This window comes from Cedecea sp. AS113 (genome assembly GCF_037152415.1).
Taxonomy (GTDB): Bacteria; Pseudomonadota; Gammaproteobacteria; order Enterobacterales; family Enterobacteriaceae; genus Cedecea.
Genome location: NZ_JBBCMI010000008.1, coordinates 28975 through 50459, shown reverse-complemented (window position 1 = coordinate 50459; position 21485 = coordinate 28975). Strand labels below are relative to the sequence as shown.

Annotated in this window: 22 protein-coding genes; 18 read left to right on the top strand and 4 right to left on the bottom strand. The window is 55.8% G+C overall.

Annotated features, from left to right (window positions below; translation table 11 throughout):
- Positions 1 to 29 precede the first annotated feature (29 nt).
- A complete protein-coding gene (locus WFN87_RS11395; RefSeq protein ID WP_442892769.1) occupies positions 30 to 728 on the bottom strand; it encodes a Crp/Fnr family transcriptional regulator in 699 nt (232 codons plus the stop codon).
- Positions 729 to 945: 217 nt separating this feature from the next.
- Between WFN87_RS11395 and WFN87_RS11390 the strand changes: the two genes are divergently transcribed.
- The 3 genes from WFN87_RS11390 to WFN87_RS11380 all read left to right on the top strand — a co-directional run bounded on the left by WFN87_RS11390 (position 946) and on the right by WFN87_RS11380 (position 2934).
- Positions 946 to 1278: a YegP family protein gene (locus tag WFN87_RS11390; RefSeq protein WP_008460852.1), complete on the top strand. Its 333-nt coding sequence runs from the start codon at positions 946 to 948 to the stop codon at positions 1276 to 1278.
- Positions 1279 to 1411: 133 nt separating this feature from the next.
- Positions 1412 to 2605 (top strand): anthrax toxin-like adenylyl cyclase domain-containing protein, encoded by a 1194-nt coding sequence (locus tag WFN87_RS11385; RefSeq protein ID WP_336982964.1) that lies wholly within the window; start codon positions 1412 to 1414, stop codon positions 2603 to 2605.
- Positions 2606 to 2739: 134 nt separating this feature from the next.
- Complete coding sequence (locus WFN87_RS11380; protein WP_336982965.1) at positions 2740 to 2934, top strand: glycogen synthesis protein GlgS; 195 nt, start codon at positions 2740 to 2742, stop codon at positions 2932 to 2934.
- Between the two features lie 231 nt (positions 2935 to 3165).
- Here WFN87_RS11380 and WFN87_RS11375 read toward each other — a convergent pair whose 3' ends face one another.
- Together WFN87_RS11375 and WFN87_RS11370 are read right to left on the bottom strand one after the other, a co-directional pair.
- On the bottom strand, positions 3166 to 3423 hold the full coding sequence (locus tag WFN87_RS11375) for a YjhX family toxin (protein WP_008460858.1): 258 nt from the start codon (positions 3421 to 3423) through the stop codon (positions 3166 to 3168).
- Between the two features lie 207 nt (positions 3424 to 3630).
- Positions 3631 to 4554, bottom strand: a complete 924-nt coding sequence (locus WFN87_RS11370; protein WP_336708640.1) for a LysR family transcriptional regulator — start codon at positions 4552 to 4554, stop codon at positions 3631 to 3633.
- Positions 4555 to 4779: 225 nt separating this feature from the next.
- Here WFN87_RS11370 and WFN87_RS11365 point away from each other — a divergent pair, with 225 nt between their 5' ends.
- The 10 genes from WFN87_RS11365 to WFN87_RS11320 all read left to right on the top strand — a co-directional run bounded on the left by WFN87_RS11365 (position 4780) and on the right by WFN87_RS11320 (position 14086).
- Positions 4780 to 6024, top strand: a complete 1245-nt coding sequence (locus WFN87_RS11365; protein ID WP_008460862.1) for a dicarboxylate/amino acid:cation symporter — start codon at positions 4780 to 4782, stop codon at positions 6022 to 6024.
- 42 nt (positions 6025 to 6066) lie between these two features.
- Entirely contained in the window at positions 6067 to 7257 is a 1191-nt protein-coding gene (gene metC, locus WFN87_RS11360; protein WP_336982966.1) for a cystathionine beta-lyase, read from the top strand.
- 153 nt (positions 7258 to 7410) lie between these two features.
- The gene (gene murQ / locus WFN87_RS11355; RefSeq protein WP_336982967.1) at positions 7411 to 8319 is read left to right on the top strand and encodes an N-acetylmuramic acid 6-phosphate etherase; all 909 of its coding nucleotides are present in this window, start codon (positions 7411 to 7413) and stop codon (positions 8317 to 8319) included.
- 2 nt (positions 8320 to 8321) lie between these two features.
- Complete coding sequence (murP, locus tag WFN87_RS11350; RefSeq protein WP_336982968.1) at positions 8322 to 9773, top strand: PTS N-acetylmuramic acid transporter subunit IIBC; 1452 nt, start codon at positions 8322 to 8324, stop codon at positions 9771 to 9773.
- Between the two features lie 174 nt (positions 9774 to 9947).
- Positions 9948 to 10922, top strand: coding sequence for a taurine ABC transporter substrate-binding protein (gene tauA / locus WFN87_RS11345; RefSeq protein WP_336708648.1), 975 nt, complete (start codon positions 9948 to 9950; stop codon positions 10920 to 10922).
- Between the two features lie 15 nt (positions 10923 to 10937).
- A complete protein-coding gene (gene tauB / locus WFN87_RS11340; protein WP_008460871.1) occupies positions 10938 to 11705 on the top strand; it encodes a taurine ABC transporter ATP-binding subunit in 768 nt (255 codons plus the stop codon).
- On the top strand, positions 11702 to 12529 hold the full coding sequence (gene tauC, locus WFN87_RS11335; protein WP_336982969.1) for a taurine ABC transporter permease TauC: 828 nt from the start codon (positions 11702 to 11704) through the stop codon (positions 12527 to 12529). The genes tauB and tauC overlap by 4 nt, the downstream gene beginning before the upstream one ends.
- Entirely contained in the window at positions 12526 to 13374 is an 849-nt protein-coding gene (gene tauD, locus WFN87_RS11330; RefSeq protein WP_336982970.1) for a taurine dioxygenase, read from the top strand. The genes tauC and tauD overlap by 4 nt, the downstream gene beginning before the upstream one ends.
- 64 nt (positions 13375 to 13438) lie before the next feature.
- On the top strand, positions 13439 to 13633 hold the full coding sequence (locus tag WFN87_RS11325; RefSeq protein ID WP_336989463.1) for a type II toxin-antitoxin system HicA family toxin: 195 nt from the start codon (positions 13439 to 13441) through the stop codon (positions 13631 to 13633).
- Positions 13634 to 13678: 45 nt separating this feature from the next.
- Positions 13679 to 14086, top strand: coding sequence for a type II toxin-antitoxin system HicB family antitoxin (locus WFN87_RS11320; RefSeq protein ID WP_336982971.1), 408 nt, complete (start codon positions 13679 to 13681; stop codon positions 14084 to 14086).
- 52 nt (positions 14087 to 14138) lie between these two features.
- On the opposite strand, the gene nepI is transcribed toward WFN87_RS11320, so the two are convergent.
- Positions 14139 to 15320, bottom strand: coding sequence for a purine ribonucleoside efflux pump NepI (gene nepI, locus WFN87_RS11315; RefSeq protein ID WP_166995166.1), 1182 nt, complete (start codon positions 15318 to 15320; stop codon positions 14139 to 14141).
- Between the two features lie 588 nt (positions 15321 to 15908).
- Here nepI and fimA point away from each other — a divergent pair.
- The 5 genes from fimA to fimH all read left to right on the top strand — a co-directional run bounded on the left by fimA (position 15909) and on the right by fimH (position 21485).
- Complete coding sequence (fimA, locus tag WFN87_RS11310; RefSeq protein WP_008460883.1) at positions 15909 to 16463, top strand: type 1 fimbrial major subunit FimA; 555 nt, start codon at positions 15909 to 15911, stop codon at positions 16461 to 16463.
- A gap of 78 nt (positions 16464 to 16541) precedes the next feature.
- The gene (fimI, locus tag WFN87_RS11305; protein ID WP_008460884.1) at positions 16542 to 17087 is read left to right on the top strand and encodes a type 1 fimbrial protein subunit FimI; all 546 of its coding nucleotides are present in this window, start codon (positions 16542 to 16544) and stop codon (positions 17085 to 17087) included.
- Positions 17088 to 17131: 44 nt separating this feature from the next.
- The gene (gene fimC, locus WFN87_RS11300) at positions 17132 to 17827 is read left to right on the top strand and encodes a type 1 fimbria chaperone FimC (RefSeq protein ID WP_008460886.1); all 696 of its coding nucleotides are present in this window, start codon (positions 17132 to 17134) and stop codon (positions 17825 to 17827) included.
- A 31-nt stretch (positions 17828 to 17858) separates the two neighbouring features.
- Entirely contained in the window at positions 17859 to 20453 is a 2595-nt protein-coding gene (locus tag WFN87_RS11295) for a fimbrial biogenesis usher protein (RefSeq protein WP_336982972.1), read from the top strand.
- Between the two features lie 27 nt (positions 20454 to 20480).
- The gene (gene fimH, locus WFN87_RS11290) at positions 20481 to 21485 is read left to right on the top strand and encodes a type 1 fimbria D-mannose specific adhesin FimH (RefSeq protein ID WP_166995169.1); all 1005 of its coding nucleotides are present in this window, start codon (positions 20481 to 20483) and stop codon (positions 21483 to 21485) included.

The window sequence follows — 21485 nt, the reverse complement described above, 5'->3', positions numbered from 1 at the left end:
TGGCATGGCTCAGGATTGGCTGCTGTTATTTAATGTTCGGCGTGCTGGCGCAGGCGCTGAGGGTCGAGAACCTGAATCTGCTCGCCGTGAATCGCAATGATATTGTCTTCCCGCAGTTCGGATAAAATGCGGTTAATGCTGCGCGGAGCCACCGCAAACTGCTCGCTTAATTGCTGCTTATTAAGCGGAATACTGCCCTGTATTTGCTGGTATTTCTGCCACAGCACCAGGCAAAGACGCTGATGTAACGAATAAAGAATGTCTTCCCCGGCCTTTTTGGAGAGCTGATAATATTGATCGCTCACGGCCTGTAATATTTTTTGATTAAAGTAATTGTCTAACCCCAGCCAGCGAATAAACTCTTCCCGCGTCAGCACTAAAAGCGCCGCGTCGCTAACCGTTTCTACCGAGCAGATGTATTGCCGTCGCTCGAAGATTTCCAGCTCCCCCAGAATGTCGCCTTTTTTATAGCGCGCCTGGGAATATTTTCGCCCGTCGTCGGCGGTGGTGAAAACGTCGATTTCCCCTTTAACAATCAGGTGGAATTCATCGCAAATTTCCCCCTGGCGAAAAATCAGCGAGCCGCGTGGGTAATGTTTTAGCTGCCAGCTGCGCAGAATATCCAGCGGGCAATACTTCAGCAGCTCATACAGCACCGGGTCGCCGGTCACGCGTTCAATGACGTTCAGCCAGTCGCCGGGTCTGTTCTCGTTTTTCATGCTGTTCACTATAAAATTTCCCGTCAAATAAGGACAGGACGCCCGTCCCGCGTTGCCCACAGATTAGCGTGAAAACTGCCAGCGGGATCTTAAATCCGCATCGTGGCCGGGACATTTGTCCCGCCAGGGCGCAGGTGGGGTGGGCGATTTGTTTGTTTTTCGTACATACTGTTTTTGACGTTCACCCAATCTATTAACTGTTTATGATTTTAATCAAGGAGTTAACATGTCTGGTTGGTTCGAATTAAGCAAAAGCAGCGACGGGCAGTTTAAGTTCGTGCTCAAGGCGGGCAATGGCGAAGTGGTCCTCACCAGCGAGCTGTATAAAACCCGCGCCTCGGCGGACAACGGTATCGCCTCCGTGCGAACCAACAGCCCGCTGGAGGAGCGCTACGACAAGAAGGTTGCCAGCAACGGGAAGTTCTACTTCAACCTCAAGGCCGGCAATCATCAGGTGATTGGTACCAGCCAGATGTACGCCACGGAGCAATCCCGGGATAAAGGCATTGCCTCGGTGAAAAATAACGGTGGAACCGAAACGGTGAAAGACAAGACTTAACCGGAACCAGGGCGGCGGGGCAATCCGCGAGCATTCACCTGGGTGATGTTTTCGCGTGATGCTGCCCCGGCCGCCTTTTCCCGGTCGCAGCCTCAATGGCTTGTTGTTTATCGCCGGGAGCCTGGCCGTAAAAATGAAAGTTGAATCCCCCCCTGCGGCGTATCGCCCTTTAGAACTTCACCTGTCCATAGCGAGTCAAACGCCCGGCACGGATCTCTCGCAGCTTGTCTCGCATATCAAAGACAAAACCGGCATCGTGCCTGAGCACCTTATTCCGCTTCAAAAAGTCGCCTCGGAACACAATTGCATCATTGGCGTTCGCCCGGTGGACAAGCTGGCAACGGCGCTGATTGAGGCCGGCTATCCGACCAAAGGATTTCACATCAAGGGGAAAAGCGCCTCGTGGGGGCCGCAGGCGGGGTTTATCTGCGTGGAGCAGCGGTTCAGCAAGCTGGAGAACGCCTCGCCCGAGCGAATCGTGAAGTTTAACCTGCAAACGCAGGCCTGCATTGTTGACGGGCATGCTGCCGCCGTGCCGCTGGAAGTTTCCCAGAGCCGCCTGCACGACCTGTTTGAGCAGGGGCTTATCGACAAGCTGTCACCTGAGAGCGCCGGCGGCGTGAGTCATCTCAGGGCCAGCGGGCCAGGTGGGGAGCCTTATGCGTTTGAGGCCCGGCGCCTGCCGGGCAGCGGAGAAGCGCGGTATCTAATTTCCCATCACGGTGCACCCCTGCAGGTGCTTGCCCCACACGCTGAAGCCCGGCCCTTCACCGCGGATTATGATCTGCTGGTCATCGCCCCGCACGTCAGCGAGTTAGGGCCTGAGGATAATTTGCAGGTGCCGGATGTGTCCCATCAGGTATTTCGCCAGCGGCTGGAAAATTACCGCACGCTGCCTGAGCACCAGGCGCTGCGCGGGGACTATGACAGCCCGGCGAGTTTCTACCGCAAGAGCGATGAGGAAACAGGCAACACGAGCGAGCGCGCCCGCAGGATGATTGGCGTGCTAAACCAGGTGCTGGTGGGGGACGGGGAAAAAGTGGTGCATCACGCAACGGACAGCGCCAACCCGGTTACCGATCCTGAGAGCAACTACCCGGCCACGTTCGCGCTGCCCCATAAAATCGGGCGCTTTGCGCCTTTGTGCATTATTGAAAACAAAGACGATCTTGCGGAGCTGGTGCTTCAGGCCAAGAACGCGGGCTACCACGTGCCGCTGAATCCGCTGTGGGAAAAGGAGGTCCTTGGCGTGCGCAGCGACAGGTTTACTGCCGCAAAGTTAACGCTGGAGGCGGCGCAGTTCACAAGGCCGATTCGGCAGCGCTAAAGTCGCGTTTCGATATATCGCAGGGAGAAATCCCAAAAGCGCATTCATTGTTCAAAAAATAATCGTCGGCGGGTCGATACTGAAACCAGAAGCATATGACTTACCCAAAAGTTAACTCACAGAGGGATATGCTGATGAACAGAGATCTACAGGCAGTAAATAATTTTGATTTTCTGGCGCGTAGCTTCGCGCATATGCAGGCTTCGGGGCAGCAGGTGAATCTCCAGGCCGTGACAGGCAACATGAGTCGTGAGCAGAAAACGTGGTTCTGCGAACGCTTCAACCAGTATTGCGAAGAAGAATTCCGGGCCGCCGAGCTCGAACATTGAAATAATGGGCCATGCGGCCCGTTAAAGTTGCAGACAAAGAAGGAAAAAGCGTGGTTTTTCCTTCTTTGTGGCGAGCAGCCGAAAATCAATGGATTGATTTTCCAGTTTATTTTCAGGTGACAGATTGCAGAACTTTATCCGCATGAGCTTTGTCATCAGTCTCGACGGGCCAGATGGCCCGTTATCTGTTTTAGCCCTTCAAAACGCCTGTTTCATCCAGACTCTCGTTAATTACCTGTTATCCGGCTGGGCGCGAACGTTGTTCAGCCCGCTGGTGTTGATCCGGTATGGCTGCCCGTTGCTGGATTTAATCAGCTTCTTGGTTCTGAGCTTTTTGAACACGGCCAGCGTGCAGTCGCTGAGCAGCAACCCTTCGCGGGAGTAACACTCAACGGCGGTGACGCGGCCTGACGAGTCGCGAGTGTGAACGATGCGTCCCCCTTTCGCTAAAACGTGAAGGGTACGCTGTTCCTGACGGGATAAATTCATGCTGAAAAACCTTTTCATCATCATGTGCAAAACGTGCCAACACAACGCGTGTGTTCGCATAAGAGTTAAGCGCAGTGATAATCAGTCCGGCCTGTGACAGGCGGGGCACTGATTATCAGATGATGACATTCTCCAGCATCAAGCCTCTGAGTAAGTTCGGTAGAAATAACGGGCGGATAATAACACAGAAAAACTAAAGGGAAATAATTAAGGGATCCAGTTGTCCCACGCTGGCTGCGGCGAAAGCTCCCCCACAAGGAAATCAATAAACGACCTGACCTTAGGATTGCTGTATTTGCTCGGGAAATAGAGGGCGTACAGCGCATGGGTTTCGTAAGTGATGATGCCGTCCAGCAGCAGCGGGGTTAGTTCATCCTTTTGAATATGGTCGCCAATCAGATAGGTGGGCAGGTAGGCGACGCCCTGATTTTCCAGTACGGATTTAAGCAGTACCAGGCTGCTGTTGGCCTGGATTGGCGTACGCATTTTTACCAGGTGCTGCCGTTCGTGCTCGTCTGTAGTTTTAATCTGCGGTGTCAGCCCTGGGTAAACCAGGCAGTCGTGCGTGACCAGATCCGTGCGTTTGCCCGGCATCCCTTTCTTGCTGAGGTAGTCTGCGGTGGCACAGTAAGCCCAGCGAACTGGAGCCAGTTTGCGCATGGCGTAATTTTGCGGCGGAGAGGTGGATATTCGCAGGGCGATATCGAAGTCGGATTCATTAAGATTAATAAAGTTATCGTTGAGATCAATATAAAGATTCACATCGGGGAAGTTCGCCCGGTATTTATCAACAAGGTTGACCAGCCTGGCGTAGCCAAACGCAATAGAACAGGTGATGCGCAATTCACCCTGCGGATTGTTGTAATAGCTTGATGTGGTATTTAGCGTGTCGTCGAATTCTTTAATTAACTTATTAGCGCGGTTAAACAAATATTGCCCCGCATCGGTTAGCGTGATGCTGCGGGTCGTTCTTTTGATAAGCGTTGTGCCCAGTAAATCCTCCAGCGCCGCCAGGCTCTTGCTCACCGCCGAAGGCGACACGCTGAGCTGTGCCGCCGCTTCAGACAGCCCGCCGCAATCGATAATTTTGACGAATACCTCGAGATGCTTGAGTGAAATTGGCGCGCTCATTTTTTCCTTTTATTCACAAGTGATTTGAGGAAACGGTATTAATTCCCCATACCAATCCAATTTCAAAAGTGTAACTATTGCGCTGTAGTAAATAAAGAAGTTGGAAAATGAATTTTATACATTATTAGTGATTTTCATCACAAAAGTCCGGGGATTTAATTACAGCAGTTGGTAATTGTGATTTTCGTCCCAGTTATTATTACTTTTATTGAGAAGGTATCCTTTATGTGGACACGCCTTGAACCCTACAAATCATCTTTTGTTCTTTTATTTGCGCTTATTGTCGGCGGCTTGCTGGGTATTTATGCCCCAACTTACGCCATTAAATTACAACCTGTCGGGCAAATATTCCTCAACCTGTTGTTTATGATTATTGTGCCGCTGGTTGGCGTCAGCGTGATGTCATCTATTGCCGGCATGACCGACCTTAAACGGTTAGGCCGCATCATGGTGGTTATTTTTATTGTTTCCATCGCCATGGCGCTTATTCCCGCCGCAGGCATTGTGCTGCTGGCGCTTTGGTACAACCCGGCACAGGGCGTGACCATCGATCTTTCCCATTCGGTGAAAGGCGGCTCGGGGGAGATGGATTTTGTCAGCATGGTGACCACCAGCGACTTTGTCGGGTTGTTCTCCAAGTCGAACATCCTGGCGCTGATCGTGATTGCGATTATCGCCGGTGTAGCGATTGGTCAGTCGGCGGATGCGGGTAAACGCATCGCCGCTCTGCTGCAGGACGCCAACACCGTTATCATGAAAATTGTCTCTATTATCATGAAGGTGGCACCTGTCGGCCTGGGCTGCTACTTCGCTGCAACCATGGCGAGCCAGGATGCTTCGCTGCTGATGACCTTCGCTCGCGCCATCGGGTTATTTATGGCGGCAACGCTTATCTATTACGTGCTTGGCTCCATTTTCTATTCGTGGATTGGCGGCGGGCTTCCGGCAGTAAAAGCGTTCTGGAAACACGCGATTGAACCTTCCGCGACCGCGCTGGGGACCTGCTCTTCGCTCGGTACTCTGCCGGTTACGCTGCGTGCGGGCAAGGCAATGGGCATCAACCCTGAAATTGTCGATGTCTCGATTCCGCTGCTGGTGAACCTCAATAAAGGCGGCGTGGCGATGATTGCCGCGTTGAAAATCGTCTTTATCTATTCAGTTCTTGGCCTGCCATTTACCAGCGAAACCTTCTTTCTCGCGATGCTGATTGCCGTGCTGTCGGCCATTATCGTTGGCGGCGTGCCGGGCGGCGCGTTCCTCGGGGAGATCTTTATTGTCACGACGCTGGGGCTGCCAATGGAAGCCATCCCGCTGCTGGTGGTGCTTGGCACCATTACCGATGCACCGGCCACGCTTATCAACGTGATCCACGATCTTAATGCGGCACAAATCGTGGAACGCTTCGCCGGAAAGAAACGTGGTGAACCGGAAACCAGCGCTCCGCTGGCCGCAAACAGCCTCGCTGGCTAAGCCCTCTGAATGGAATGAATCAGGAAATAACGGGAGAATTTTATGAAACAGAAAAGTCATCTTGAAACTCAGCTGATCGTCGCCGGGCGTGAAAAACGCTACACCCAGGGGGCGGTAAATGCGGTCATCCAGCGCGCGTCCTCGCTGGTATTTGACAGCGTGAAAGCCAAAAAATTTGCCACTGCCAACCGGGCAAACGGCGAACTGTTCTATGGCCGCAGAGGCACGCTGACGCATTTTTCCTTCCAGAAGGCGATGACGGAGTTAGAAGGCGGTGCCGGGTGCTCGCTTTATCCGTGCGGCGCGGCGGCGGTCACCAATGCGATTCTGGCTTTTGTCAGCGGCGGAGATCATATCCTGATGACCGGCGCGGCCTATGAGCCAACGCAGGATTTCTGCAACAAGATCCTTAGCAAATTCAACGTCTCAACAACGTATTACGATCCGCTGATTGGCGCCGGGATCGCTGAACTTATCCAGCCCAATACCCGCGTTGTTTTCCTTGAGTCTCCGAGCTCAATTACTATGGAAATTCAGGACGTGCCCGGCATGATTAAGGCGATTCGCGCCGTTAACCCGGAAATTGTTGTCATGCTGGATAACACCTGGGCCGCCGGGGTTCTATTCCGTGCGCTGGATTATGGTGTAGATATCTCGATTCAGGCCGGGACCAAATACACCATCGGCCATTCGGACGGCATGTTGGGGACGGCGGTTGCCAACGAACGCTGTTGGGATCGCCTGCGTGAAAACTCGTACCTGATGGGCCAGACGCTGGATGCCGATACGGCGTATATGGCTGCCCGTGGCCTGCGCACGCTGGGGGTGAGGCTGAAGCAGCATGAGGAAAGCAGCCTCGCGATTGCCCGCTGGCTGTCGGCTCATCCGCTGGTGGAACGGGTTAACCATCCCGCGCTGGCTGAATGTCCGGGACATGCGTTCTTCGAACGCGACTTTTCCGGCAGCTCCGGCCTGTTCTCCTTTGTGCTAAAACAGCGCCTGACGGACGAGCAGCTTGCGGGTTACCTGGATAATTTTACGCTGTTCCATATGGCGTATTCCTGGGGCGGGTTTGAGTCACTGATCCTGGCCAACCAGCCGGAAGAGCTGAATGACATTCGTCCGGCAGGCAAAGTTGACTTCAGCGGCACGCTGGTGCGAGTCCACATTGGCCTGGAAAACGTTGAAGAACTGATTGCTGACCTGGAAGCCGGTTTTACCCGCATCGCCTGATTCCCTCTTTTGCCGCCCGCAAGGGCGGCTTTCTCGCCCGAGTTATTCTGCTATTCCCTTTGTGATGGAATAAAATATTCGTGATTGTGTTCACGCACATGGAATAAAATATTCCATACTATGCACAACAGAATACACATAACGGATGCCCCGATGAAAATTAACTTAACCAAACTGGTCACCGAAGGCCGCAATCCGGCCAGCGCGGAAATCGACACTCTGCCCACCTTAGAGATGCTTAAAGTTATTAATAACGAAGACAAGCAGGTGCCGCTGGCGGTGGAAGCCACGCTGCCGCAGGTCGCTCAGGCTGTCGATAAAGTGGTGGCGGCTTTCGCCCAGGGCGGCAGGCTGATTTACAGCGGCGCAGGAACGTCCGGCCGTCTGGGGATCCTGGATGCAAGTGAGTGCCCGCCAACCTTTGGTACGCCGCGTGAGCAGGTCGTCGGGCTGATTGCCGGTGGGCACCCGGCCATTTTGCAGGCGGTAGAAAACGCCGAAGACAACCGTGAAATGGGTGAGCAGGATCTGCGTAACCTGAACTTCAGCGCGCGTGACGTGCTGGTAGGGATTGCCGCCAGCGGGCGCACGCCTTACGTACTGGGCGCTATGGCCTATGCAAAAAGCGTGGGGGCCACCGTCGCCGCAGTCTCCTGTAATCCGGGCAGCGAAATGAGCCTGGCGGCGGATATCGCCATTGAACCGGTCGTCGGCCCGGAAATCGTCACCGGCTCTTCACGCATGAAGGCCGGGACGGCGCAAAAGCTGATCCTGAATATGATCACTACCGGGTCGATGATTCGCAGCGGCAAAGTCTACGGCAACCTGATGGTGGATGTGGAAGCCACCAACGCCAAGCTGATCCAGCGCCAGGTCAATATTGTGGTGGCGGCGACCGAATGCAGCCCGGAGCAGGCCGAAGCGGCGCTTAGCGCCTGCCGCCGCCACTGCAAAACGGCGATCTTCATGCTGCTGAGCGGCCTGTCAGCCGAAGAGGCAAGCGATCTGCTGGCGAAAAAACAAGGCTTTATACGTGAAGCATTGCGGGGGTTAAACGGGTAGCTATGGCGAAAATCACCGGCTCGATGATGGCAGACATCCTGCGCCTGACGGGCGGCAGCGGCAATATCCTTGTCTGCGGCAACTGCATGACGCGCCTCAGGCTGACGCTCAAAAACAGAGATCTCGTTCAGCACGACGACCTGAAGAAAATCCCCGGCGTGATGGGTGTGGTCAACGGCGACGACCAGCTGCAAATTATTCTCGGCCCCGGCAAAGCACAAACCGCCAGCGAGCTGATGAATGGCCTGTTAAAGCAGGAGGGCTTAAGCGAGCCGGAGCGTGGCGAAAGCGCGGACCTGGCCGCGCTCGCCAGCCAGAACAAACAGCAGATGAAGGCGAAGCAGAACAGCGCGGTGCATAACTTCCTCACCAAGTTTGCCACCATCTTCACGCCGCTGATCCCGGGTTTTATCGCCGCCGGGCTGCTGCTGGGTATTGCCACGCTGCTGCAGCAAACGCTGATCGTTGAAGGCACAGCGCCTACGGCCTGGCTGACCCAGCTTATCGCCTATATGAAGGTATTCAGCATCGGGCTGTTTACCTTCCTGAGCATTCTGATTGGCTTCAACACCCAGAAAGCTTTCGGCGGCACCGGCGTGAACGGGGCGATCGTCGCCTCGCTGTTTATTCTGCGCTACGTGCCGGAAGGCAAAGTGGGCTACTACGCCGGGATGGATACCTTCTTCGGGCTGGCTATCGACCCGCGCGGCAACATTATTGGCGTGCTGCTGGCCTGTATGCTCGGAGCGTGGATCGAACGCCAGGTTCGACGAATGATCCCGGACAACCTGGATATGATCCTCACCTCGACGATCACCTTATTGATCACCGGGGCGATCACTTTTGTGGCGATCATGCCCATCGGCGGCGAGCTGTTCAAAGGCATGTCCTGGCTGTTTATGCACCTGAACGGCAACCCGTTCGGCACGGCGATTCTGGCCGGGCTGTTCCTGATTGCCGTGGTGTTTGGTATTCACCAGGGATTTGTCCCGGTCTACTTCGCGCTGATGGATGCCCAGGGCTTTAACTCGCTGTTCCCGATTCTGGCGATGGCCGGTGCGGGGCAGGTGGGCGCGGCGCTGGCTCTGTTTGCCCGCTCGCCGAAAGGCTCGGTCCTGCGTACGCAAATCAAAGGGGCGATTATTCCCGGCCTGCTGGGCATTGGTGAGCCGCTGATTTACGGCGTGACGCTGCCGCGCCTGAAGCCGTTTATTACCGCCTGTATCGGCGGCGGCATCGGCGGGTTCTTTATCGGGCTGGTGGCCTGGCTGGGGCTGCCAGTCGGACTGAATACGGTGTTTGGGCCGTCAGGTTTGGTGTCGATTCCGCTGATGACTTCCCATCAGGGGATCTTCGCCGGGATGGCGGTTTACGTTGCCGGGATTGTTATCGCCTATTTGGCCGGGTTTATCATGACCTGGTGTTTTGGCAGTAAGAACGTTGATTTGACTTAAGTTAATATGACTCTTGCCCGCCCGCCTTCTGCGGGCGGCGTTATTCCCGCTCAGCAGCTAACCTTGCCCACTTTTTTTCTAAGGACGGAAAGGCATTAGCGATAATTTTTTATTCTTTTATGGAATCGTTGCCGTTGGAAATACTGCTCTCTCCCCCGAGACAGGAGCAGAATCATGGCAGCAAAACGACACTCACTCTGGCTGGTTGCACTGGCCCTAATTGCGGCTCAGGCCCACGCGGTGGACGTTACCGTGGCGTACCAAACCTCCGCCGAACCCGCCAAAGTTGCGCAAGCCGACGACGCTTTTGCCAAAGACAGCGGGGCGAAAGTGGAATGGCGTAAGTTCGACAGCGGCGCGAGCGTGGTGCGTGCGCTCGCCTCGGGCGATGTGCAAATCGGCAATATCGGCTCCAGCCCGCTGGCCGTTGCCGCCAGCCAAAACGTACCGATTGAAGTCTTCCTCCTGGCCTCCCAGCTCGGTAACTCTGAAGCGCTGGTGGTCAAAAAAGGCATCAAAACGCCGCAGGACCTGATCGGCAAACGCATCGCCGTGCCGTTTATTTCGACTACCCATTACAGCCTGCTGGCTTCCCTCAAGCATTGGGGCATCAAGCCGGATCAGGTTCAAATTCTAAATCTTCAGCCTCCGGCAATAATTGCCGCGTGGCAGCGCGGGGATATCGACGCCGCTTACGTCTGGGCTCCGGCGGTGAACGAGCTGGAAAAAGACGGCAACGTGCTGACGGACTCGGCGCAGGTGGGCAAATGGGGCTCCCCGACGCTCGACGTCTGGGTCGTACGTAAAGACTTTGCTGAAAAACATCCTGATGTGGTCACCGCTTTTGCCCGCAGCGCCGTTGCGGCTCAGAAAGGCTACCTCGACAATCCTGACGGCTGGCTTCAGCAGCCGGACAACCTGAGCAAGCTTTCGCGCCTGAGCGGCGTACCGGAAAACGACGTCCCGGGGCTGGTGAAGGGCAATACCTACCTGACGGCGAAGCAGCAGGTTGAGCAGCTTAGCGGCCCGGTGAATAAAGCCATCGTGGACACCGCACACTTCCTGAAAGAGCAGGGCAAAGTGCCGGCGGTCGCCACCGATTATAGCCAGTTTGTGACCGACCGCTTCGTGAAGCCGCTGGCGCAGTAAACAGGAGACACGGCGATGCTACAGGTTTCGCATCTCAGCGCGGAGTACGGCGGCAAGCCGGTACTCGACGACATTAATCTGACGGTGGACGAGGGCGAGCTGCTGGTGGTGCTCGGCCCTTCCGGCTGCGGTAAGACCACGCTGCTTAACCTGATCGCCGGTTTCGTTCCCTATCATTCCGGCAGCATTACGCTTCAGGGCAAAACGGTTGCAGGCCCTGGCGCCGAGCGCGGGGTTGTTTTTCAGAACGAAGGGCTGCTGCCCTGGCGATCGGTACTGCATAACGTGGCCTTCGGGCTGCAGCTTGCCGGGCAGGCTAAGCCCGAGCGGGAAGAGATTGCGCTCGACATGCTGCGCAAGGTTGGGCTGGAAGATAAGGCGAAAAACGCCATCTGGCAGCTTTCGGGCGGGCAGCGGCAGCGGGTGGGCATTGCCCGGGCGCTGGCGACGAAGCCCCAGCTTTTGTTGCTGGACGAGCCGTTTGGTGCGCTGGATGCCTTTACCCGCGAGCAGATGCAAACTCTACTGCTGAAGCTGTGGCACGAAAGCCGTCGGCAGGTGCTGCTGATCACCCACGACATTGAAGAGGCGGTCTTTCTGGCGACGGAACTGGTCTTGCTCTCGCCAGGCCCTGGCCGCGTACTGGAGCGGCTTCAGCTTGATTTTGGCCGTCGCTTTGCCGCCGGAGAGCCGTGCCGAAGCATCAAATCCGATCCAGAATTTATCGCCAAACGTGAATACGTGCTGAGCCGCGTGTTCGATCAGCGGGAGGGCTTCTTATGAGCATAGTGATTCCGGACAAACCCGTGTGCCGCAGGCTTGCCTTGCGCTGGCCGTTTTCGCGTCAGCTTACCCTGAGCGCAACCACGCTGGTGGCGTTGGTGCTGCTGTGGTGGTGGGTGGCGGCGCAGCATTGGATAAGCCCGCTGTTTCTGCCGCCACCGGGGCAGGTGCTGGCGAAGCTTATCACCATCGCCGGGCCGCAGGGCTTTATGGACGCCACGCTTTGGCAGCATCTGGCCGCGAGCCTGGGGCGCATTCTTACCGCGCTTGCCGCTGCGGTGTTGATAGGCATCCCGGTGGGCATTGCAATGGGGCTGAGTCCCACCGTGCGCGGCATTCTTGATCCGCTGATCGAGCTTTACCGCCCGGTGCCGCCGCTGGCCTATTTACCGCTGATGGTGATTTGGTTTGGCATCGGCGAGACATCCAAAATCCTGCTGATTTACCTGGCGATTTTTGCGCCGGTGGCCATGTCCACCATGGCGGGCGTGCGCAGCGCGAAGCAGGTACGCATTCGTGCGGCTCAGGCGCTCGGGGCATCTCGCTGGCAGGTTATCTGGCATGTGATTTTGCCGGGCGCGCTGCCGGAAATTCTGACCGGATTTCGCATTGGGCTGGGCGTGGGCTGGTCCACGCTGGTGGCCGCAGAGCTTATCGCCGCCACGCGCGGGCTGGGCTTTATGGTGCAGTCCGCCGGTGAGTTTCTGGCGACCGACGTGGTGCTGGCCGGGATCGGCGTCATTGCCGTCATCGCATTTTGTTTAGAACTGGGGCTACGGGCGCTACAGCGCCGCCTGACCCCGTGGCATGGAGAAGGGCAATGAGTGAAAAAGTGAACATTAAGCCGTTGGGGCCGTATATCGGGGCGCAGGTTGACGGCGTGGATTTAACGCGCGGCCTGAGCGACAACCAGTTCGAGCAGATTTACCACGCGCTGATCCGCCATCAGGTGCTGTTCTTCCGCGAGCAGGAAATTACGCCCGAGCAGCAGCGCGCGCTGGCTCTGCGTTTCGGCGATCTGCATATTCACCCGGTTTACCCGCATGCCGAAGGCGTGGAAGAAATTATCGTGCTGGATACCCACAACGATAATCCGCCGGATAACGACAACTGGCACACCGACGTGACCTTTATTGAAACGCCGCCTGCCGGAGCGATTCTGGCGGCGAAGCAGCTGCCGGAAACCGGCGGCGATACGCTGTGGACCAGCGGGATTGCCGCTTATGAGGCGCTGTCCGAGCCGTTTAAAAAGCTGTTGTCCGGGCTCGAGGCCGAGCACGATTTCCGTAAATCGTTCCAGGAGTATAAGTACGCCCACAGCGAAGTCGAACACCAGCGCTGGCGCGAAGCCGTGGCGAAGAACCCGCCGCTGCGCCATCCTGTGATTCGCACGCATCCGGTCAGCGGCAAGCAGGCGCTGTTCGTCAACGAAGGCTTTACCACGCGGATTGTTAACCTGACAGAAAAAGAGAGCGAGACGCTGCTGGGCTTCCTGTTTTCCCACATCACCAAACCAGAGTTCCAGGTACGCTGGCGCTGGCAGCAAAACGATATTGCCATCTGGGACAACCGAGTGACGCAGCATTACGCCAACGCCGATTATCTCCCGGCTCGCCGTATCATGCACCGCGCGACAATCCTCGGGGATAAGCCTTTCTGGCGCGGCTGAGCATCCGAAGGTGTGATTGATATTTGCTCTTTTGGTGGTTATTATAACCACCAAATTTCACTTCATGGATGAAGGAATGACAAGCGCAGAGCTGATAAGGATGTTGAAAAAGTTGGGATGGCTACACGTGCGTACCAGAGGCAGCCACCACATTTTTGAAAAAGAAGGTGAGGCAAACCCTGTCGTGGTACCCCACCCAACCAAGGATTTGGCCCCGGGAACGTTGCATAAAATTCTTAAGCAACTGGGTGAGAAATGAATAAGTGGCGTGCCAACGAGTAGCGCTTTCAGGAGAGAGGAACGTATGAAATATCCTGTGTATTTGCACCAGGCCGAAAGTGGAAGCTGGTCAGGGTTTGTGCTGGATATTGAAGGCTGCTATTTCGCCGGAGACACCATCGATGAGGCTATCGATGACGCCCATGGCGCGATTAATGCTCATCTGGAATATCAAAGCGAGAAAGGCAGAGCGGTGCCTGTTGCTCTGACGATTAACGATCATAAAAATGATGAGAGTTGCCAGGGGGGCGTTTGGGGATTTGTTGATATCGATATTACCCGGTACGAAGGTAAATCGGTAAAATTGAATATTACGTTGCCACAATCCTTGCTGGCGAGAATCGATAGCTATCTCAGTGGTAATAGGGAGTACGCCAGCCGAAGTGGTTTTTTAGCAGAGCTGGCTCGCCGTGAATTAACTAAACGCCTGTAGCTTCTCATCACGAATATGGCCCGCCAGGTGCGGGCCTTGTTGTTTTTACAACTTAAGCCCGCACCTTCACCGTAACCAGCACCGCTGTCAGCAGCATCAGGCTGCCGGACAAGATAAGCGGGGCCAGCAGGCCGAGGTTATCCAGCGCGAGGCCGCCTATTGCCGCCCCGCAGGTGTTGGCCAGTTGAATTACGGCCACCTGAATTGACCCGGCTTTTTCCGCCTGATCTGCCAGCGAGCGGGTGATCCACGTTGACCAGCCGACCGGTACGAGGGCAAAGGCCAGCCCCCAGACAATAGCAATCACCGATGCCACGGCTTTGTTCGTCCCCCACAGCACCAGTATCGCCGCGCTGATAGCGAGAATTAATGGCGCGCAGGCCAGGGCCAGCTTGAGCGATCGTTTCAGGATCGGGGCGGAAAGAGAGGTGCCGACGAAGCTGGCAATACCGAAGCTCAGCAGCACCAGCGTCAGGCCGTCCACGTCAAAGCCCGCCAGGGTCATATAAACCGGGCGAATATAGGTAAAGAACGAGAACTGCCCGGCGAACGCCATGAAAATTGCCAGCATACCCGCCAGCACGCCCGGGCGTTTGAGCAGGCCAAACATGTTTTGCTTCTGGTGCGCCGCTTCCCCTGGCAGAGAAGGCAGCGCTTTCCAGACCCAGATAATACAGGCGACGCCCATCAGGGCGGCGGCGTTAAAGACGTTGCGCCAGCCGATGATCCCCCCGAGGAAGCTGCCCAGCGGGGCGGCAATCACTAGCGCAATCGAGACGGCTCCGAAGATAACGGACAGCGCCTTAGGCACCGTGCGCGCGGGCACAAGGCGCATGGTCAGCGAGGCCGACATTGCCCAGAACCCGCCCAATGCCAGCCCAAGACAGGCGCGACCAAGCAGCAGCAGAGAGAAGTTGCCCGCGAACGAAACCAGCAGGCAGGAGGCGGTGAGCAGGACGGCAAAAAGCAGCACCACGCGGCGGCGATCGGTCGATCCAATCAGGTTGGTGACAAACAGGCTGGCAAACATCGCCACAAAGGCGGTGACCGTGACCGACTGCCCGGCAAGGCCTTCGGAGATATTCAGTTCCTGCGCCATCGGCGTCAGCAGGCTAACCGGCAAAAACTCAACGGTAATCAGGCAGGCCACGCAAAACGCGATGGCAAAGACTGCCGACCAGTTGGGGCGTGTTACTGAGGTTGCCGGAATGGTATGGGGGGCGGTTTCATTCATCCTGAAGTCCTGGGTCAAAGTTTGGGGCAAGCCTTCCAGTGTATCACCGCTTGCGCAACGTCTTTAACCTTTTGGCAACTTCACTCAGTATTGCGCGGCAGGCGTTCAAGATCCCTTTATCTGAATCAAACAAAAAATAAACAAATTTAACAAAAAACGAACAATTTTCTGGGGCTAAGAGAATAATATAACCCCCTAAATTAACGAGGCTTTTATCTCTCCAGAATCATTTTCCCGAAAGGTTTACCTGGTCATTTCTTAGGCGTTATTAAGACTGAGCTTATGCAACATAAAGAATTGGTATCTATTACTTAAATAAAATTTAGCTTAATTTAGCCATACTTCGTAGCCCATCACGAATATATAAAAATTTCATCTTGAATTATTAAAGATAACTTTATACGGCACATTAAATAATGTGCTGGGGAAACGTTTGTCTTTAATTCTAATGAAACCACTGAGCATTCTAAGGAATTCCCACAGGATGTGGGGAATGCGTTATGCGGTCATTTGAGACCGATGATGATTCAAACGGAGTCATGAAGGATGCCTGACTCCGATGTGCGTTTTATATATGAAGGAATACCCATGAAATTAAGCAAAATCGCCTCTTCTCTGATCGCAACCGTTGCTCTGGTCAGCAGCGCCGCTAACGCAGCAGATCCTGTTACCGTTAATGGCGGGACCGTGCACTTCCAGGGCGAGCTGGTTAACGCCGCTTGTGCGGTAAGCACTCAGTCCGACGGCCAGATCGTTAAACTGGGCCAGTACCGTACCGCCGCTTTCACCAAAGTGGGCGATACCTCTTCCCAGATCCCATTCAACATCGTTCTGACCGATTGCGATAGCACCGTGGCGGCCACCGCTTCTGTGGCATTCACCGGCCAGACTGATGCGACCGACCCAACGCTGCTGGCGGTAAACTCCAGCGGGAACGCAACCACCGCGAAAGGCGTGGGTATCGAGATCCTGGATCGTACCTCTAAGACCCTGTCTCCGAACGGTTCTACCTTCTCTACCGCTCAGACTCTGAACGACGGTGAGAACACCATTCCGTTCACCGCTCGCTATAAAGCAACCGCTGCCACCGCGACTGCCGGTGCTGCGAACGCGGACGCAACTTTCGTTATGAAATACGAATAATCAGCCACGGCTGAGAGCACAGGGATGATTCAGCCTCACGGATGAGGCTTGTCCGACGCGAGTCCAGAGAGGACGATGATGATAAGGAAAATCCTGCTCCTGGCGATGCTGGCTGCGGTGAATCCCGTTCAGGCAAAGCGCATTGTGGTTATCCACGGTGGGGAAGTGCATATGCAGGGTGAGCTGGTTAACGGCGCCTGCGCCGTCGCACCTGAAAGTCAGGAAATGACGGTGCAAATGGGCCAGTACCCGAGCAACGTATTTAAAGATGTTGGCAGCTACGCGCCGCCCAGCATCCCTTTTACCCTTCGGCTGACGGACTGTCGCCCGGAGGTTTATGACCATGTGGGCATCGCGTTTCAGGGATCTACTCCTGCGGAAGATCCTCTGGTCTTTCTGGCCACGTCCAGCGTAAGTGGCAATGACGCCAGCAGCGGCATTGGCCTCGCATTATTCGACCAACAGCAGCAGCTGATTATTCCCAATAGCGAACCGGCGTCTTATTCGGAAATAACTACGCAGGAAATGAGTTTTCATTTTACTGCCCGTTATCGCGCGGTTTCTAAGCATATGTCGCCCGGAAATATTCGCTCTGACGTCTGGTTCACGCTGGTTTATCCCTGAACCTCTGCTTTTCCATTCTGGCTATTTTGATGGTACCTGTCGTGATGAACAAATTATATAAAGCCGCTTCGGCACTGATGCTCTCTTTAATGATGATGACTTTTAATGCGCAGGCTGCGGGCGGTATTGCCCTGGGCGCTACGCGCGTTATTTATCCGGCCGACGCGAAACAAACTTCGCTGGCCATCACCAACAGCGATCCGAAAGAGCGCTTCCTGGTGAACTCATGGATCGAGAACGATCTCGGCCAGAAAGAGAAAAGTTTTGTGGTTACGCCGCCGCTGTTTGTCAGTGAGCCAAAAAGCGAAAACACGCTGCGTATTATCTATGCCGGGCCTGCGTTACCGACGGATCGCGAGTCTATTTTCTGGATGAACGTGAAGGCCATTCCTTCCGTGGATAAAAACAGCGTTGAGGGAAAAAACGTCCTTCAACTGGCGGTGCTTTCCCGCATCAAACTGTTTGTACGCCCTAAAAATCTGCAGATGCAGCCGGAAGATGCGCTGAAAGAGATTCGCTTCGCGCGCAACGGTCAGTACCTGAAGATCAGTAACCCGTCGCCTTACTACGTTTCACTGGTCAACCTGAAAATGGGGAGTGAAAAACTGCCTAACACCATGGTGGCACCGAAAAATAGCGTGCAGGTTGCCGTACCGTCCGGCGTTCAGGGGGCGGTGAGCTTCCAGACTGTGAACGACTACGGCGCGGTGACTAAAGCACAAGCGGGTGTCATGCAGTAACGCCAGGCGGGCAAAGGGAAGCCGATAAATCATGAAGAGATCAGTCTCGCGTAAGGTGTTTACGCTAGCGCCGCTGGCGGCGACCATTGTGGCCTCATTTTGGCCCGCGTTCGCTGCCGCTGAGAGCTATTTCAACCCGGCATTTTTGTCGGACGATACCGCGGCGGTGGCGGATCTGTCTCGCTTCGAAAAAGGCAGCAGCCAGCCGCCGGGCGTTTATCGCGTGGACATCTGGCGCAACGATGAATTTGTTGCCACCGAAGACGTACATTTTACGGCGACGGAATCGAAAGTCCCTGCTTCTGAAGCCGTGAAGTCCGGCGGGCTGACGGCCTGCCTCGACGTCGACTGGCTCAAGCGGCTCGGGCTGAATATGCTGGCGTATCCTGAGCTGGCGAAATATAAGTCCGGGGAGTGCGTCCCCGTGACTACGGCCGTGCCAGGCGCTGAAATGAGCTATGACTTTTCGCGTCTGCGACTGGATATTAGCCTGCCACAGGCCTCTTTAATCAACAGCGCCCGCGGTTACATTCCCCCGGATCAGTGGGATGAAGGGATCCCGGCGGCGCTGCTGAACTACACCTTCACCGGCAACCGCGGCACTTACAACGACAGCTACTATCTGAACCTGCAAAGCGGCCTGAATCTGGGCCCGTGGCGCCTGCGCAATAACGGGGCCTGGAACTACACCAGCGGCGATGGCCACCACCAGAATCAATGGCAGAATATCAGTACCACGCTGCAGCGCACGATTATCCCGCTCAAGGGCGAGCTGGTCATGGGCGACAGCAACACCGGCAGCGATGTGTTCGACAGCCTCGGGTTTCGTGGGGCGCGCCTCTATTCTTCCGACAGCATGTACCCGGACAGCCTGCAGGGCTACGCGCCAACCGTGCGCGGGATTGCCCGCACCAACGCCAAGATTGTTGTCCGCCAGAACGGCTACGTGATTTATCAGAGCTATGTCTCTCCGGGCGCGTTTGCCATCAGCGACCTTAACCCGACCTCTTCAAGCGGTGACTTAGAGGTTACGGTAGAGGAGAAAGACGGCTCTGTACAGAAGTACACCGTGCCTTATTCCACCGTGCCGATGCTGCAGCGTGAAGGCCGGTTTAAATATGATGTGGTGATGGGGGATTTCCGCAGCGGGAATAACCAGCAGGATAAGCCGTTCTTTACTCAGGGTACGTTGATTGCCGGTCTGCCGAACGGCTACACCGCCTATGGTGGGACACAGCTGGCAGAACGCTATACCGCCGTTGCGTTAGGTGCCGGGAAAAACCTCGGTGACTGGGGGGCGATTTCGCTCGATCTTACCCATGCGCACAGCAAGCTGGCGGATGACAGCGATCATCAGGGGCAGTCGCTGCGCTTCCTGTACGCCAAATCCCTGAGCGGCTACGGAACTAACTTCCAGCTGCTGGGCTATCGCTACTCCACGCGCGGTTTTTACACTCTGGATGATGTGGCCTACCGGAATATGGAAGGCTACCAGTACGAGTGGCAAAACAATGACAGCAACCGGCAGGAGCTGGTGGCGACCAGCTATCACAACCTGCGCTACAACAAAAAGGGCCGATTTCAGGTCAATATCTCCCAGTCTCTGGGGGATTACGGCTCGGTCTATGTTTCCGGCAGCCAGCAAACTTACTGGGGAACCGATCAGGACAACACCTGGTACCAGCTGGGGTACTCCAGCGGCTGGCGCGGGATCAGCTACTCGCTTTCCTGGTCGTGGAGTAAGTCGCTCGGCCTGGCAGACACCAACCGGATTGTCGCCTTCAACCTTTCGATTCCGTTTAGCACGCTGCTTGGGCACGGTTATTCGCGCGATACGGCGCTGGATCGTGCCTACGCCACGATGGCCACAAGCCGCAGCTCTGACGGCAAAAATAGCTGGCAATCCGGGGTCGGCGGCACGCTGCTGGAAGGTCGCAACCTGAACTACAGCGTGAGTCAGGGGCATACCAGCAATAACGGCTATTCCGGCAGCGCCACTGCCAACTGGCAGGCCACGTACGGCACGCTTGGCCTGGGCTACAACTATGACCGCAACCAGCATGACTTCAACTGGCAGGCTTCCGGCGGCGTGGTCGGCCATGCGGACGGGGTGACCTTCAGCCAGCCGCTGGGCGACACCAACGTGTTGATTAAAGCGCCGGGCGCTTCCGGCGTCAGCATTGAAAACCAGACCGGGGTGAAAACCGACTGGCGTGGCTATGCCGTTATGCCGTATGCCACGGTTTACCGCTACAACCGCGTAGCGCTCGACACCAACACAATGGACAACCACACCGACATTGAAAACAACGTCAGCAGCGTAGTGCCGACGGAGGGTGCCCTGGTCCGCGCCACCTTCGATGCCCGAATTGGCGTGCGCGCCATCCTCACCGTTAAACGCGGCGACCGCCCGGTGCCGTTTGGTTCCGTGGTGCGGGAAGAGCAAAGCGGTGTGACCAGCATGGCCGGTGACGACGGGCAGATTTACCTCAGCGGCCTGCCGCTGAAAGGCAAATTGCTGATCCAGTGGGGCGACGGGAAGGGTTCCCAGTGCCGCGCCAACTATTCCCTGCCGGAAGAGAGCCTGAAACAGGCTGTCGTCATGGCAACCGCCACCTGTTCATAGCGTGCGGAGAGATTCAGGAAGATGAAAATGAAACTGAGCAATGTTATCGCGGGTGGCTTGCTGCTGGCCTGCGCAGGTCCTGCTGCCGCAACGGTGTGCTACAACTCCAGCGGCACCGTCACCGATGTCTCTTATGACCTGTCGGACAAATTTAACAGCAGCAATAACAACGTTGGGCAAGTCGTTACCCTGGCGGAAAAAACGCAGTGGGTCGGGGTGAATGCCAAATGCCCGGCCGGCACGATCGGGAACACGACGATGCGAAGCTACAAGACGGAGCTGCCGGTTCAGGAAGTGGTGGGCAGTTATCAGTACCTGAAGATTAATGATTATCTTAACGGGGCGATGCAGATCACCGACAGCTATGCTGGTACGTTCTACCCGCCGCGCAATTATATTCAAATGGGGAGCCACCCGAACGTCTCTAAGCAGCAGCCTTTTGGCGTACAGGATTCGAAGCTGGTGTTTCGCCTTAAAGTCACCCGCCGTTTTATTAACATGGTGCCGATTCCACGCCAGACGATGTTCCGGGTCTACGTAACGACCACCTCTGCGGATCCGTTAGATACGGTCGTTTACACCATCAGCTACAGCGGCAAAGTTGAAGTCCCGCAGACCTGCGAAATCAACGCCGGGCAGGTGGTGGAGTTTGATTTTGGCAGCATCGGGGCATCGTTATTCAGCCAGGCCGGAGCCGGTAACCGCCCGCAAAGCGTGACGCCGCAAAGTAAAACGGTCGGCATCAAATGCACTAATATCGATGCCCAGGCTTACCTCACGCTGCGCCTTGAGGCTGAGAAAAGCAGCGGCAATATGATGATATCCGATAACAGCGATCTGGGCTTTATCGTGGCGAACGCCAGCGGTACGCCGCTGACGCCAAACAACCTTGGCAGCAAGATTAATTTCCAGCTTGATGATGCCGCTGCGGCCCGGGTGGGAATTCGCGCCTGGCCGGTCAGCGTGACGGGCGTTAAGCCGAAGGAAGGGCCGTTCACGGCTCGTGGTTATCTGCGCGTTGATTTCGACTAA

What these genes read in the sequence shown, in the direction of transcription:
- WFN87_RS11390 (WP_008460852.1), top strand. Translation starts at nt 946, where the DNA reads ATGTCTGGTTGGTTCGAATTAAGCAAAAGCAGCGACGGGCAGTTTAAG.
- WFN87_RS11385 (WP_336982964.1), top strand. Translation starts at nt 1,412, where the DNA reads ATGAAAGTTGAATCCCCCCCTGCGGCGTATCGCCCTTTAGAACTTCAC.
- WFN87_RS11380 (WP_336982965.1), top strand. Translation starts at nt 2,740, where the DNA reads ATGAACAGAGATCTACAGGCAGTAAATAATTTTGATTTTCTGGCGCGT.
- WFN87_RS11375 (WP_008460858.1), bottom strand. Translation starts at nt 3,423, where the DNA reads ATGAATTTATCCCGTCAGGAACAGCGTACCCTTCACGTTTTAGCGAAA.
- WFN87_RS11370 (WP_336708640.1), bottom strand. Translation starts at nt 4,554, where the DNA reads ATGAGCGCGCCAATTTCACTCAAGCATCTCGAGGTATTCGTCAAAATT.
- WFN87_RS11365 (WP_008460862.1), top strand. Translation starts at nt 4,780, where the DNA reads ATGTGGACACGCCTTGAACCCTACAAATCATCTTTTGTTCTTTTATTT.
- metC (WP_336982966.1), top strand. Translation starts at nt 6,067, where the DNA reads ATGAAACAGAAAAGTCATCTTGAAACTCAGCTGATCGTCGCCGGGCGT.
- murQ (WP_336982967.1), top strand. Translation starts at nt 7,411, where the DNA reads ATGAAAATTAACTTAACCAAACTGGTCACCGAAGGCCGCAATCCGGCC.
- murP (WP_336982968.1), top strand. Translation starts at nt 8,322, where the DNA reads ATGGCGAAAATCACCGGCTCGATGATGGCAGACATCCTGCGCCTGACG.
- tauA (WP_336708648.1), top strand. Translation starts at nt 9,948, where the DNA reads ATGGCAGCAAAACGACACTCACTCTGGCTGGTTGCACTGGCCCTAATT.
- tauB (WP_008460871.1), top strand. Translation starts at nt 10,938, where the DNA reads ATGCTACAGGTTTCGCATCTCAGCGCGGAGTACGGCGGCAAGCCGGTA.
- tauC (WP_336982969.1), top strand. Translation starts at nt 11,702, where the DNA reads ATGAGCATAGTGATTCCGGACAAACCCGTGTGCCGCAGGCTTGCCTTG.
- tauD (WP_336982970.1), top strand. Translation starts at nt 12,526, where the DNA reads ATGAGTGAAAAAGTGAACATTAAGCCGTTGGGGCCGTATATCGGGGCG.
- WFN87_RS11325 (WP_336989463.1), top strand. Translation starts at nt 13,439, where the DNA reads ATGGATGAAGGAATGACAAGCGCAGAGCTGATAAGGATGTTGAAAAAG.
- WFN87_RS11320 (WP_336982971.1), top strand. Translation starts at nt 13,679, where the DNA reads ATGAAATATCCTGTGTATTTGCACCAGGCCGAAAGTGGAAGCTGGTCA.
- nepI (WP_166995166.1), bottom strand. Translation starts at nt 15,320, where the DNA reads ATGAATGAAACCGCCCCCCATACCATTCCGGCAACCTCAGTAACACGC.
- fimA (WP_008460883.1), top strand. Translation starts at nt 15,909, where the DNA reads ATGAAATTAAGCAAAATCGCCTCTTCTCTGATCGCAACCGTTGCTCTG.
- fimI (WP_008460884.1), top strand. Translation starts at nt 16,542, where the DNA reads ATGATAAGGAAAATCCTGCTCCTGGCGATGCTGGCTGCGGTGAATCCC.
- fimC (WP_008460886.1), top strand. Translation starts at nt 17,132, where the DNA reads ATGAACAAATTATATAAAGCCGCTTCGGCACTGATGCTCTCTTTAATG.
- WFN87_RS11295 (WP_336982972.1), top strand. Translation starts at nt 17,859, where the DNA reads ATGAAGAGATCAGTCTCGCGTAAGGTGTTTACGCTAGCGCCGCTGGCG.
- fimH (WP_166995169.1), top strand. Translation starts at nt 20,481, where the DNA reads ATGAAACTGAGCAATGTTATCGCGGGTGGCTTGCTGCTGGCCTGCGCA.